The sequence below is a fragment of the Mitsuokella jalaludinii DSM 13811 genome, from assembly GCF_000702905.1.
In the GTDB taxonomy this organism is placed as follows: Bacteria; Bacillota; Negativicutes; order Selenomonadales; family Selenomonadaceae; genus Mitsuokella; species Mitsuokella jalaludinii.
Genome location: NZ_JNKR01000004.1, coordinates 1 through 12,967 on the forward strand (window position 1 = coordinate 1; position 12,967 = coordinate 12,967).

Sequence of the window (12,967 nt, forward strand, 5' to 3'; positions counted from 1 at the left end):
CGCTGCTTGTAGAGCGCTTGCGCGGTCAACGGGCAGTACGACATAGGCTGGTCCGCAGGGGCCGCATTGCGGAGAAGCTCACGCGAGATGGTCGACTTGCTCCGGTTCAGCAGATGGGCAATCTCCGTGATGGATTTGCCCTCAGCAAGAAAAAAGAGTATCTTTTCTCGCTCAAATGGTGTAAGATGTGTGTAGTGGCACATAGGCTCTCCTTTTGTTATAGGTAGTTCTCTTCAAACACCATTATAGCAAAGAAGTCTATGTGTCATTTTAATTTGGTTGTCTAGGAGCTGTTGCACTTAGATTGTAAATCCATCCATAAAAATGTTAACCATTTTATGGTATACTAAAACAGATATTTGAAGTTGGAGGGGAATATTAATATGAATATCGCAGTTGCGGGTACAGGATATGTGGGCTTGTCAAATGGCATGCTCCTGGCACAGCATAATCAAGTTATAGCTTTGGATATTGTTCCGGAGAAGGTGGAGATGCTCAATAAGGGGGTATCTCCTATTGTTGATGCGGATATCTCTTCTTTCCTGCAGCGTGATGACATCCACTTCAAGGCGACGCTGGATGCCAAGGAAGCCTTCTCGGATGCTGATTTTGTCATCATCTCGACGCCGACGAACTATGATCCGAAGAAGAATTTCTTTGATACTTCGTCGGTGGAGACGGTCATTGAGGAGGTGCTGGCCATCAATCCGCAGGCGGTGATGGTCATCAAGTCGACGGTGCCGGTCGGGTATACGGAGCATGTGAAGGAGAAGTACCATACGGAGCAGATCATGTTCTCACCGGAATTTCTGCGTGAGGGCAAGGCTCTCTACGACAACCTGCATCCGTCGCGCATCGTGGTCGGCGAGAAGTCGGAGCGGGCACATGTCTTTGCCAATCTGTTGGCAGAGGGCGCGGTCAAGAAGGATATCCCGATGATTTTCACGGGCTCGACGGAAGCGGAGGCCATCAAGCTCTTTGCGAATACGTATCTGGCGCTGCGCGTGGCGTACTTCAATGAGCTCGACTCGTATGCTGAGATTCGCGGGCTCAATACAGGCGACATCATCAAGGGTGTCTGCCTTGACCCGCGTATCGGCGATTTCTACAACAATCCTTCCTTTGGCTATGGTGGCTATTGCCTGCCGAAGGATACGAAGCAGCTGCTGGCGAACTACCATGATGTGCCGCAGAATCTGATTTCGGCGATTGTTGAGGCGAACCGCACGCGCAAGGACCACATCTCGGACATGATCATTGAGAAGAACCCGAAGGTCGTCGGTGTCTACCGCCTGACGATGAAGAGCAACTCGGATAACTTCCGCGCCTCTGCCATCCAGGGCATCATGAAGCGCATCAAGGCGAAGGGCATACCCGTTGTGGTCTATGAGCCGACGCTGGATCAGCCGGACTTCTATCGTTCGCGCGTCATCCGCGATTTGGCTGAGTTCAAGCGTGTCAGCGATGTCATCATCACGAATCGTTGGGATGACGTTTTGGCGGATGTCAAGGAAAAGGTCTACACACGCGATCTCTTTGACCGCGACTGAATCTGAAATGCAGAAAGGATGGACGGATATGTCTTATTTACCATTTGATGCGACGAAAAAGGTCTTAATCACCGGTGCTGCGGGATTTATCGGCTTTCATTTGTCGAAGCGGCTGCTGGGGCTTGGGGCGACGGTGATCGGCTTTGATAATGTCAATGACTACTACGATGTCCGCTTGAAGGAGAGCCGGTTGGAGATCCTGCGTCAGTATCCGGCATTCACGTTTATCAAGGGTGACTTGGCGGATGAGGCGGCGGTCACGGCGCTGTTCGAGAAGTATCAGCCGGACATTGTCGTCAATCTCGCGGCGCAGGCTGGCGTGCGGTACAGCATCGACCATCCGCGCTCGTATATCGACTCGAACATCATCGGCTTCTTCAACATTCTCGAGGCGTGCCGCCATCATGAGGTGGAGCATCTGCTCTTTGCTTCGAGCTCGTCGGTCTACGGCAACCAGCAGAAGACGCCGTTCTCGACGACGGACAATGTCGACCATCCGATCAGCCTCTATGCGGCGACGAAGAAGTCGGATGAGCTCATGGCGTACACCTACAGCCATCTCTACGGGATTCCGGCGACGGGATTGCGCTTCTTCACGGTTTACGGGCCCTTCGGCCGCCCGGATATGGCGTATTTCAAGTTCACCAACAAGATCCGCAGGGGCGAGGCCATCCAGATCTACAATAACGGCGATATGTACCGCGACTTCACCTATGTCGACGACATCGTCACGGGCATCGAGCACATGCTCTGCAATCCGCCGAAGGCGAATGAGTTCGGCGACCGCTACAAGGTCTACAACATCGGCAACAACAAGCCGGAGAAGCTCATGCACTTCATTGAGGTGCTGGAACAGGCCATCGGTAAGACGGCGAAGAAGGAGTTCCTGCCCATGCAGCCGGGCGATGTCTACCAGACGTATGCCGATGTGAGCGAATTGGAGCGCGACTTTGACTTCAAGCCGGCGACGACGATTGAAGAGGGGTTGGGCAAGTTCGCGGCATGGTATAAGGACTACTATAAGGACTGAGATGCATGACTTGCGCCAATACGGTCTGTCACAGCCATGGATGAAGCTGTTCTCGCGGTAAGAAGAGAGGTGATAGGGATGCCGGATAAAAAGCGCATAGCACTCGTCACGGGTGCTTCGAGCGGGTTGGGACGGGAGTTTGCACGGCTCCTGGCGCATGAGGCGGTCGATGAGCTCTGGCTCGTGGCGCGGCGTGAGGAGCGGCTGCAGGAGCTGGCGGCGGAGGTGGTTTTGCCGTGCCGCGTCTTTGCGCTGGACTTGACGCAGGAATCGTCGCTGGAGGCGCTCTCGGCGGCGCTTTCGGCGGAGCCGCCTGTCGTGCGGTATCTCGTCAATGCGGCTGGCTTTGGCCGCATCGGGATGGCGGCGGACATCGGGGCGGCGACGACGGGGCGCATGATTGCGCTGAACTGCCGCGCGGCGGCGGAGCTCACGGAGCGGGTGCTGCCGTACATGGAGCGGGGCAGCCAGGTGCTCGAGATCGCCTCGTGCGCGGCATTCCAGCCCATCCCGTATCTCGCGGCGTATGCGGCGACGAAAGCCTTCCTCTTGCGCTACAGCCGCGCTCTGGCGGCGGAGGTCGCAGCGCGCGGCATCACGGTCACGGCCATCTGCCCGTACTGGATCCGCGACACGGAGTTCATCCACGAGGCCAAGAAGACGGACCGGCGCGGTCTCTTCCGGGGCTTCCCGCTCGCGACGGATCAGAAGACCGTCGCCCGCCGCTCTCTCTGGGCCGCGGCGCATGGCTTCACCGTCTTTACGTCGGACCTCGTCTCGACCCTGCACCGCATCGTCACGTCCATCCTGCCGCACCGCCTGATGATCGCCCTGAGCAACCTCTGGCGCCATCTGGCGGGCTGAGAAACATGCAAAATAAAAAACGGCTGCCGGAATCTGGGATTCTGGCAGCCGTTGTGTTTCTTATGGAGCGGGCAAGCGGAATCGAACCGCCCTCTAAAGCTTGGGAAGCTTCCATTCTACCGATGAACTATGCCCGCGTCACCGCTGACTCAATTATTTTACCATTATTCGCGGTTTTTTGCAAGTTCGTCTTTGAGCGCGGCGATGGCGGGCAGGATGGCGATGTGGGGATAGCGGGCGAAGGTCTCGGCGCTGGTGGTGCCGGTGGTGATGGCGAGGAAGTCGACTCCGGCATTGCGGGCGGTCTCGGCGTCGATGTAGCTGTCGCCGGTGTAGAGGACGTCGTCTTTGGCCATGTGGAAGTGGTCGATGGCGCGCAGCAGGCCTGTGGGCTCTGGCTTGTGGCTCTTGACGTCGTTGCTGCCGATGATGAGGTCGATGAGCTCGGGCACGTGGTCGACGTCGAATTTCTCCTGGATGCGGCGGTGCGTCTTGTTGGAGATGATGCCGACTTTGGCGCCTGTGGCCTTGATGGCGCGCAGGGTCTCGACGGCACCGGGGAAGAAGGTCGTGCCGGGCGTCATGTAGCGGTCGGCCTCGGGGCGGTAGGCGTCGACGAAGCGCTCGGCCTCGGCGTCGTCCGCGGTGCCGACGATGCGCTTGACGGCCTCGACCATGGGCAGGCCGATGGTCTTCTTGATGCGCTCGTCGGGCACATCGGGATAGCCGAGCTTCTGCAAGGTGATGTGGAAGCACTTGACGATGGCGGGCTCGGAATTGACGAGCGTGTAGTCGAAATCGAAGAGGTAGAGGCGGTAATCCAAGGGTGGCGCTCCTTTCATGAATGGCTTGTAACGGCTTGTGCGGATGCGCATGATGCCCGGATGGACATTTGGCGCGAATCTGCAGTACTATGTTTATGATAGCATATATTTTTGTTGAAGAAAATGTGCAGATACCGTAGAATAGAAAGGTAAGGCTATCTTCGAATGAAGGGAAGTTGAAAATAGATGAAACATGTCGTCGTAGACCTGGAGATGAATCCGGTCAGCCGGGAGTTCCGCGAGGTGCGCCGCAAGCTCAATGAGGAAGTCATCGAGATCGGTGCCGTGCGCCTCGACGAGAATTTCCAGCAGGAAGCGGAGTTTCAGTGTTACGTGAAGCCGGAGTACGGCCCCATCAAGAAGCACATCACGAGTCTGACGGGCATCACGCAGGCGATGGTCGCCGACAAGAAGACGTATGCCGCGTGCTTCCAGGATTTTGTGGACTGGGTTGGCGAGGAAGAGACGAAGATTTACTCGTGGAGCATGTCGGACATCAAGCAGCTGCGCAGCGAGTGCCGCTACAAGCTGCCGGATTTTGACATCGAATGGCTCAACGCGCGCTGGGTCGACCTGCAGCAGGAATTCGATGATCGCCTGGGCCTGCACAACAGCCTCGCGCTCAAGCATGCGCTCGGGGCGATGGACCACAAGTTTGAGGGCACGCAGCACACGGCGCTGGCGGATGCGATCAACACGAGCGCCATCCTGACGCTCATGCAGGACGATGCAAAGTTCAAGGAGACGATGAAGCCGGTGCTCGAGATCCTGCAGCCGAAGGACGATCTCGCAAGCTCTATCGGGGATCTCTGCCCGGAGCTCGCGAAACTCCAGAAGGACCTCTGAGGGAAAGGATGTCGAATATGAAGAAAATGGGCGTTCTTGGCCCTTTGGGAACACACAGCGAAGCTGCCGCACAGTATCTTTCGAGGCTCCTGCCGGAAAGGCCGGAGCTTCTCGTTTATCCGGATATCTTTGCGGTGATCCAGGCCGTGGAGGACGGTGAGGTGGACAGCTGCCTCGTGCCGGTGGAGAACTCGCTCGAGGGCGCGATCAACATCACGCTCGACACGCTCGCGCGCAGCGATGACCTCTTCGTCGCGAGCGAGCTGATCTGGCCGGTACACAACCAGCTCATGGCAAGGCCGGGCACGCAGAAGATCTGCCGCATCTACTCGCACCCGCAGCCGATCTCGCAGTGCCGCGGCTATCTGCAGCAGCACTATCCGGAGGCGGAGCTCATCAAGGTGGCGAGCACGGCGCGGGCAGCAGAGATTGTCGCCAAGGAGCCGCGCGGTATGGGCGCGGCAGCCATCTGCACGGAGCGCGGTGGCGAGCTCAACGGCCTCGTCACGGTTGCGAAGGAGATCCAGGACAACATGGCGAATGCGACGCGCTTCTTCGAGCTCTGCCGTGTGACGGCGGCGCCGCACAAGCCCGTCGGCCCTGCTGAGAAGATGCTCGTCATCTGCGAGATCGACGGCCAGAAGGCCGGCGCGCTCTACGATGTGCTCAAGGAGTTCGCAGACCGCGGCGTCAACATGACGCGCATCGAGTCGCGCCCCGCGCGCACGGAGCTCGGCGCCTACATCTTCTTCTTCGACCTCGAGGTCGCGGACAATGAAGCGGCCCTGCGTGAGGCGGTGGCGGCGGTCGCGAGGAAGAGCAAGTGGCTCAAGGACCTCGGCAGCTTCCCTGTCGTGCGGGCCAACCCCTGAATAGGCTTCACAAGCATGCAAAAAAGGCATCTGTCGATGACAGATGCCTTTTTTATGGTCTTACTTGTCGAGTGCGATGACTTCTGGCTTCTTGCCTTCGTCGATGCAGGCCTTCGTGATGATGACCTTGCGTGGCTCGTCTGACTTCGGGATGTCGTACATGACGTCGAGCATGACGTCCTCGATGATGCCCTTGAGGGAACGGGCGCCGGTCTTGCGCTCGATGGCCTTCTTGGCGACGGCGCGCAGCGCGTCCTCAGCGAACTCGAGCTTGACGTTGTCCATGGCGAGCAGCTTCTCGTACTGCTTGACCGGGGCGTTCTTCGGCTCGGTCAGGATGCGTAGCAGGGCGTCCTCGTCGAGCGTCTCGAGCGTGCAGATGATGGGCAGGCGGCCGATGATCTCGGGGATGATGCCGTACTGCATGAGGTCTTCCGGGCGGACCTGGTGGATGAGCTCGTCGAAAGTCGGCTTCTCGCTTTTGCTCGTGACCTCGGCGCCGAAGCCGATCGACGAGTCGGCTTTCTGGAGGCGCTTGGCGATGACATCGTCGATGCCGACGAAGGCGCCGCCGACGATGAAGAGGATGTTCTTCGTGTCGACCTTGATGGTCGGGGCCTCCGGGTGCTTGCGCTGGCCGCGCGCCGTGAACTCGACGACGTTGCCCTCGAGCATCTTGAGGAGAGCCTGCTGGACGCCCTCGTGGCCCGGGTCGGCCGTGATGGAGTTGTTGGCACCGGACTTGCGGGCGATTTTGTCGAACTCATCGAGGTAGATGATGCCGTGCTCGGCCTTCTGGATGTCCTTGTCGGCCGCGTAGTAGAGGTTGCGGACGGCGACTTCGACATCGGCGCCGACGAAGCCGGCCTCCGTGAGGCTCGAGGCATCCGTGACGGCGAATGGCACGTCGAGGAGCTTCGAGAGGTGGGAGAGCAGCGCCGTCTTGCCGCAGCCGGACGGGCCGAGCATGATGACGTTCGACTTCTCGATTTCCGTGCCGTCGTCGTTCGTGTAGCCGTACTTCATGCGCTTGTAGTGGTTGTAGACGGCGACGGAGAGGATCTTCTTCGCGCGGTCCTGGTTGATGATGTACTCATCGAGGTACTGCTTGATGATGTGCGGCTTGTTTTTCTTGAGGATCTCGTCGAGCTGGGCGGCGAAGTCCGGCGCCTGCTGTTTAGCCGTGTCCTCTTCGTGGAGCTCGATGTAGTGGGCGAGCTCCTTGATGCAGTTCTTGCAGATGCCGAAGCCCGTGGCCGGGTCGTAGATCGGCATGTCAAGTGAGTCGTGAATCTCGACTTCGCGCTTGCAGAAGCTGCAGCGCTGTTTTATGACGTGTTCGTCTTTTTTATCGTTTGCCATGTAGAAACATCCTTTCTGTGTGATGTATGTGCGGCAGATGATTCGTTCTGGATTATCCCTGTAAACAACATTATCCTCTATCGTGCCGTTTTTTTCAAGCAGATTTTGCATAGCTTCCTTGCAAGCGCGGGGGCTCTGTGCTATAATAGACCGGTAATGGACGTATTGACGTCTGTTTCCAAGCCAAAAATTGACTGGCTTTCCCCCGAAGAAGGGGAGCTAGGTCTAAACCAAGTTCGCGCATAGTGAGCTTGTATCCATTCCCAGTTCCTGGGGGGAAAGTGAGGTGTATCGATAATGAAGCAGGGTATTCATCCGAAGTACTACGAAGCTACGGTAACTTGCGGCTGCGGCAACACGTTCAAGACGGGTTCCACGAAGCCGGAACTCCGCGTCGATGTCTGCTCCAAGTGCCATCCGTTCTTCACGGGTCGTCAGCGTGACGTACAGGCAGGCGGCCGCATCGAGAAGTTCAACAAGCGCTACGGCAAGAAATAAGATGCAGCATGATGAAGCAGAGCAGAGCAATCTCGCTCTGCTTTATTTTGTATAGGAAAGGTTCCAGACAAAATACAGCAGACTGCCGTAGGCTATAGTTGCAGAAGGAAATTTTGTCTTACATATAATAGGAGGTCCCATTATGGGCAATCATTTACATTTGATGGTGGGCGGCCAGGCCGTCATCGAGGGTGTCATGATGCGCGGGCCGAAACTCACGGCGACGGCGGTGCGCGATCCGAACGGCCAGATCCAGGTCGAGACGAAGGACGTGCATTCCATCTCAGACCGCTATCCCATCCTCAAGAAGCCGCTGCTGCGCGGCTCGGTATCGCTCGTGGAGTCACTCGTCATCGGCATCCGCTCGCTCTCGTATTCGGCCAAGATGGCCGGTGAAGAAGACGAGCAGCTCACCGACAGGGAGATGGCCGGCACGATTGTCTTCGCGCTCGTACTCGCGAGCATCCTCTTCATCGCCATCCCGACGGGCGCGGCACGTCTCTTCCACTTCATCACGGAAGACCCGTTCTTCCTCAATCTCATGGAAGGCTTCCTGCGCCTCGCGATCTTCCTCGGCTACATCTGGGGCATTTCGCGCATGAAGGATATCCGCCGCGTCTTCCAGTACCACGGGGCGGAGCACAAGACGATCCACTGCTATGAGGCGGGGCTGCCGCTGACGGTCGAGAACGTGCAGAAATTCTCGCGCCTTCACCCGCGCTGCGGCACGAATTTCCTCTTGATCGTCATGCTCGTCTCGATCTTCGTCTTTGCCTTCCTCGGTTGGCCGAGCCTCGGCGAGCGCATCGCCTCGCGCATCGTGCTGCTGCCGGTCGTCGCCGGCATCTCGTATGAGATCATCCGCCTCGCGGGCCGCAGCGAGAACAAGATCATCCAGACGGCCATCAAGCCGGGCCTCTGGCTGCAGTACCTGACGACGCGCCCGCCGGAGGACGATATGGTGGCCGTGGCCATCGAGTCGCTCAAGGCTGTGCTGCCGGAGGAGGAGATTGCCCCGGGGACAGCGGACTACCGCCATGCGGCAGCGCCGCAGCCAAAGCCTGTCGAACTCGTCCCCTGACGCATGCCGCAGGCATGGGATACATTACTGTTGAGAGGTGAAATCTGTGCTGGAGAAGCTCCAAGCCGTCGAAGATAAATACCGGGAGCTCGAGTCGCTGATCAGCGACCCCGAGACCATGGCGGACATGGCGAAGTGGCAGGCGTACACGAAGGAACACGCCGCGCTGACGCCGATCGTCACGAAATTCCGGCGCTATAAAGAGGTCGTCAAGGGCATCGAGGAGGCCAAGTCGATGCTCGGCGAATCGCTTGACCATGAGATGCATGCCTTTGTCGAAGGAGAGCTCGCGGACCTCATGGAGAAGAAGGGGCAGCTCGACAAGGAGCTGCCGATCCTCCTCCTGCCGAAGGACCCGAATGACGAGAAGAATGTCATCGTCGAGATTCGCGGCGGTGTCGGCGGCGAAGAGGCGGCGCTCTTTGCGGGCGATCTCTTCCGCATGTACTCGCGCTATGCGGAGAAGAAGGGCTGGAAGGTCGAGCTCATGGACGCAAATCCGACGGAGATCGGCGGCTTCAAGGAAGTCACCTTCATGGTCACGGGCTCTGGCGCGTATTCGTATCTCAAGTACGAGAGCGGCACGCACCGCGTCCAGCGCGTGCCGGTGACGGAGTCGGGCGGCCGCATCCACACGTCGGCGGCGACTGTCGCCGTGCTGCCGGAGGCTGAGGACGTCGATGTCGCCATCAATCCTGCGGACCTGCGCATCGACACGTACTGCGCGTCTGGTGCGGGCGGCCAGTACGTCAACCGCACGGAGACGGCCATCCGCATCACGCACCTGCCGACGGGCATTGTCGTGCAGTGCCAGGACGAGAAGTCGCAGCTCAAGAACAAGGAAAAGGCCATGAAGGTCCTGCGCGCGCGCATTCTCGACAAGGCTCGCCAGGAGCAGGAGGCGGCTGTCGCAGCCGACCGCCGGAGCCAGGTCGGCTCGGGCGACCGCAGCGAGCGCATCCGCACCTACAATTTCCCACAGGGCCGTGTGACGGACCACCGCATCGGCCTGACGCTGCACAAGATCGACGCCATCCTCGACGGCGATCTCGATGAACTGCTCGCCGCGCTCATAACGGCGGACCAGGCAGAACGACTGAAGAAGGTGGACGCGAAATGAACGACAAGATCTGGACTATCGGCCGCATCCTGAAGTGGACGGAGCAGTACTTCAAGGACAAGGGCATCGAATCGCCGCGCCTCGACGCGGAAGTGCTGCTCGCGCACGTGCTCGAGAAGCAGCGCATCTACCTCTACGTGCACTTTGACGAGCCGCTGCAGCCTGCTGAGCTCGCCGCTTACCGCGAGATGATCAAGCAGCGCGTCCTGCGCGTGCCTGTCGCGCAGATTCTCGGCGAGAAGGAGTTCATGGGGCTGACCTTCAAGGTCACGGCCGACACGCTCGTGCCGCGCCCCGACACCGAGATCCTCGTGCAGGCCGCTGTCGAGCGGCTGAAGGCGATGAAGGGCGAGGCAAAGGCGCCTGAGGATGAAGCTCTTGCAGATGGAGAAGAAGCTTCATCGGCTGCCAATCGAGATGAGGCGGCGGTCGATGTGAGTCAGGAGCCGCTGCGCATTGCCGATATCGGCACGGGCTCGGGCGCCATCTGCCTTTCGGTGCTGCACTATCTGGCGGACACCGTGGCCGACACGGTCGACATCTCGCCTGAGGCGCGCGCCGTCGCAGAGGAGAATGCCGCAAGCCTCGGCCTCGCGGACCGCGTCACATTCCACACGGGGGACCTTTTACAGCCGCTGCGCGGCATGACGTTTGCCGCTATCTTGTCGAATCCGCCCTACATCCCGGAGGCCGACATCGCAGGGCTCGCGCCGGAAGTGCGCCTCAAGGAGCCGCACACAGCACTCTCCGGCGGCAGAGACGGGCTCGACTTCTACCGCCGCTTGGCGAAAGAAGCCCCTGCCATGCTCGTACCCGGCGGCTTCATGGCTTTTGAAGTCGGCATCCATCAGGCCGAGCCCGTCGCCGCGCTCGCCAAAGCCAATCCCCTGATTGCCCGCACCGAGATCCTGCCCGACTACGTCGGCATCGACCGCGTCGTCGTGGCATGGAGAACAAAGGAGTGTCAATGATGCAGACAGAGATTATCACGATAACCGATGTGAAGGCGCAACAGGCAGATCTCGCGCGCGCGGGGAAGGTGCTGCGCAGCGGGGGGCTGGTGGCTTTTCCGACGGAGACGGTCTACGGGCTCGGGGCAAACGGGCTCGATGCGGATGCCTGTGCGCGCATCTACGAGGCGAAGGGGCGTCCGTCGGACAATCCACTGATCCTGCATGTCTCGGACCGCGCGATGGTCGAGATGATTGCGGCGGAGGTCACGCCGATGGCGGAAAAGCTGCTCGCGGCCTTTATGCCGGGGCCCATCACGCTGATCTTGCGCCGCAAGGCCATCGTGCCGGACCGCATCACGGGCGGCCTCGATACCGTCGGCATCCGCATGCCGGAGCACCCCGTGGCCCGCGCGATGATCCGCGCGGCCGGCGTGCCGGTCGCGGCGCCGTCTGCCAACATCTCGGGCCGTCCGAGCCCGACGACGGCGGCCTCTGTCCTGCGCGACATGAAAGGGCGCATCCCCTTGATCCTCGACGGCGGCCCCTGCCGCTTCGGCGTCGAGTCGACCATCGTCGACTGCACGGGCCCTGTGGCCGTCATCCTGCGCCCGGGGGCCATCACGCGCGAGATGCTCACCGAAGTGCTCGGCGGCTGCAAGCTCGACCCCGCGCTCGTCGGCGCGGACACTGTGCCGCGCGCGCCGGGCATGAAATACAAGCACTACGCGCCGAAGGCCCCCTTGACACTGCTCGAGGGCGAGCCTTCGAAGATGGCCGCTGCCTTCCACCGCCAGGTCCGCCGCCTGCAGGGCGAGGGCCGTACGGTCGGCGTGCTCGCCAGCCATGAGGTCTGCGAGGCCCTGCAGGGCCTCGTGCCTGCAGAGCTCCTGAAGGACTACGGCCCGCAGGGCGACCTCTTGGCAATCGCCGCCCATATCTACGAGGAACTCATCGCCTTCAACGACACAGAGGCCGACGCGCTGCTCGGCGAAGGAACGACGGAGAAGGGGCTTGGCCTCGCCATTATGAACCGCCTGCACAAAGCCAGCGCCTTCCACAGCCTCAGGATTTCCTGAGCGGCTGAGCGATGCGGGATTGACCGTAAAAAAATCCCTGTCCGAAACAGATGTTTCAGACAGGGATTCTTCATTTTGTATACGCGAAGAGGGACTGCAGACCTAACGCAGCAATCCCTCTTCAAAGCAGGGGTCCAGGGTGCCGTTCGCTTTAAATGCCTAAAACCTGCGGCTAGCAGGTGGGTGCCTTAAGTCCGGTTTCTGCAGTCGCCGAGGCGGGCATCTGCCGGAATCAAATCAAGCTCCCTAGGAAAAATGTAGGTTAGACACTTCTAAAGCTCACGTACATCCCAGGCTTGTCCTTCTTTACGTGTATCATAGCATAAAAAAAACACGCGTGCAAGTCTTGACAAATCAATAAAGAAGGCAGGTTGTGGAAAAGATAGAAATCCCTTATAATGAAAAGATAGGGGGTACCCTGTAAGTTGAGGAAAAACGATAGATGACCCGCACCGCGCGGGCGCGCAGATTGCGCCGATATCATTCAAAGGGGATAAAAGAATGGCAATTACCTACAGCGTAGCAATCAGTTACAAGAACGACCTCGGCTGGATTGATTATGACGAAGCGGCCAAGACGGCTGTCGTCAACCTGGCCAACGAAGAGGGCAAGAAGAAAGTCGAGGATTACCTCAATACGACGCACGAGATCAACATCCCGCACGAGACGCTCATGGACTTCACGCATGAGACGATCGACCCGCTGGCCGACCTCAAGAGCCTGCAGACTGCTCTGACCCGCCTCTGGGGCGCGACGAACGTCAGCGTTGACTGGAGCCGCCCGGTCGAGTATGTTCGCTTACATCCACACTATTGAGCCGAGCCGTATGGCAAAAGCCGCCAGCTCTGAGCTGGCGGCTTTCTTGTACTGTTTTTTAGGCGCTGTTTACCG

14 protein-coding genes, 1 tRNA gene and 1 other RNA gene are annotated in these 12,967 nt (G+C 59.3%); 11 read left to right on the forward strand and 5 right to left on the reverse strand.

The genetic code is table 11. The annotated features are described in order from the left end of the window. Positions 1-203: helix-turn-helix domain-containing protein (locus tag T518_RS03905; RefSeq protein ID WP_036375515.1), on the reverse strand; the 203-nt coding region annotated here is incomplete at its 3' end. A gap of 180 nt (positions 204-383) precedes the next feature. Here T518_RS03905 and T518_RS03910 point away from each other — a divergent pair. From T518_RS03910 to T518_RS03920, 3 genes are all read left to right on the forward strand, one after another. Further along, positions 384-1,550 (forward strand): nucleotide sugar dehydrogenase, encoded by a 1,167-nt coding sequence (locus tag T518_RS03910; protein ID WP_036375518.1) that lies wholly within the window; start codon positions 384-386, stop codon positions 1,548-1,550. A 28-nt stretch (positions 1,551-1,578) separates the two neighbouring features. After that, positions 1,579-2,580 (forward strand): NAD-dependent epimerase, encoded by a 1,002-nt coding sequence (locus T518_RS03915; RefSeq protein ID WP_172674677.1) that lies wholly within the window; start codon positions 1,579-1,581, stop codon positions 2,578-2,580. A 78-nt stretch (positions 2,581-2,658) separates the two neighbouring features. After that, complete coding sequence (locus T518_RS03920; protein ID WP_036375521.1) at positions 2,659-3,444, forward strand: SDR family NAD(P)-dependent oxidoreductase; 786 nt, start codon at positions 2,659-2,661, stop codon at positions 3,442-3,444. A 63-nt stretch (positions 3,445-3,507) separates the two neighbouring features. Here T518_RS03920 and T518_RS03925 read toward each other — a convergent pair. After that, positions 3,508-3,581: transfer RNA gene (locus T518_RS03925), tRNA-Gly, on the reverse strand. A 27-nt stretch (positions 3,582-3,608) separates the two neighbouring features. After that, positions 3,609-4,268 carry an HAD family hydrolase gene (locus T518_RS03930; RefSeq protein ID WP_051652187.1) on the reverse strand — a complete coding sequence of 220 codons (660 nt, stop codon included), beginning with the start codon at positions 4,266-4,268 and terminating at the stop codon, positions 3,609-3,611. A 186-nt stretch (positions 4,269-4,454) separates the two neighbouring features. On the opposite strand from T518_RS03930, the gene T518_RS03935 reads away from it, so the two are divergent. Both T518_RS03935 and pheA read left to right on the forward strand, forming a co-directional pair. After that, on the forward strand, positions 4,455-5,114 hold the full coding sequence (locus T518_RS03935; protein ID WP_036375524.1) for a 3'-5' exonuclease: 660 nt from the start codon (positions 4,455-4,457) through the stop codon (positions 5,112-5,114). A gap of 8 nt (positions 5,115-5,122) precedes the next feature. Then, complete coding sequence (gene pheA, locus T518_RS03940; protein ID WP_036375527.1) at positions 5,123-5,986, forward strand: prephenate dehydratase; 864 nt, start codon at positions 5,123-5,125, stop codon at positions 5,984-5,986. A gap of 60 nt (positions 5,987-6,046) precedes the next feature. On the opposite strand, the gene clpX is transcribed toward pheA, so the two are convergent. Beyond that, a complete protein-coding gene (gene clpX, locus T518_RS03945; protein WP_036375531.1) occupies positions 6,047-7,348 on the reverse strand; it encodes an ATP-dependent Clp protease ATP-binding subunit ClpX in 1,302 nt (433 codons plus the stop codon). Between the two features lie 297 nt (positions 7,349-7,645). Here clpX and rpmE point away from each other — a divergent pair, with 297 nt between their 5' ends. The 5 genes from rpmE to T518_RS03970 all read left to right on the forward strand — a co-directional run bounded on the left by rpmE (position 7,646) and on the right by T518_RS03970 (position 12,076). After that, complete coding sequence (rpmE, locus tag T518_RS03950) at positions 7,646-7,846, forward strand: 50S ribosomal protein L31 (protein ID WP_036375534.1); 201 nt, start codon at positions 7,646-7,648, stop codon at positions 7,844-7,846. Between the two features lie 142 nt (positions 7,847-7,988). Continuing rightward, positions 7,989-8,927: a DUF1385 domain-containing protein gene (locus tag T518_RS03955; RefSeq protein ID WP_051652188.1), complete on the forward strand. Its 939-nt coding sequence runs from the start codon at positions 7,989-7,991 to the stop codon at positions 8,925-8,927. Positions 8,928-8,973: 46 nt separating this feature from the next. Continuing rightward, positions 8,974-10,047 carry a peptide chain release factor 1 gene (gene prfA, locus T518_RS03960; RefSeq protein ID WP_036375539.1) on the forward strand — a complete coding sequence of 358 codons (1,074 nt, stop codon included), beginning with the start codon at positions 8,974-8,976 and terminating at the stop codon, positions 10,045-10,047. Further along, positions 10,044-11,018: a peptide chain release factor N(5)-glutamine methyltransferase gene (prmC, locus tag T518_RS03965; RefSeq protein WP_036375541.1), complete on the forward strand. Its 975-nt coding sequence runs from the start codon at positions 10,044-10,046 to the stop codon at positions 11,016-11,018. The genes prfA and prmC overlap by 4 nt, the downstream gene beginning before the upstream one ends. Further along, a complete protein-coding gene (locus T518_RS03970) occupies positions 11,018-12,076 on the forward strand; it encodes an L-threonylcarbamoyladenylate synthase (RefSeq protein ID WP_036375544.1) in 1,059 nt (352 codons plus the stop codon). The genes prmC and T518_RS03970 overlap by 1 nt, the downstream gene beginning before the upstream one ends. A 127-nt stretch (positions 12,077-12,203) precedes the next feature. Here the strand turns inward: T518_RS03970 and ssrS are convergent. After that, a non-coding RNA gene (gene ssrS / locus T518_RS11560) (6S RNA) lies at positions 12,204-12,376 on the reverse strand. A 201-nt stretch (positions 12,377-12,577) separates the two neighbouring features. Between ssrS and T518_RS03975 the strand changes: the two genes are divergently transcribed. Further along, positions 12,578-12,892 carry a hypothetical protein gene (locus T518_RS03975; protein WP_036375547.1) on the forward strand — a complete coding sequence of 105 codons (315 nt, stop codon included), beginning with the start codon at positions 12,578-12,580 and terminating at the stop codon, positions 12,890-12,892. Positions 12,893-12,967: the final 75 nt, after the last annotated feature.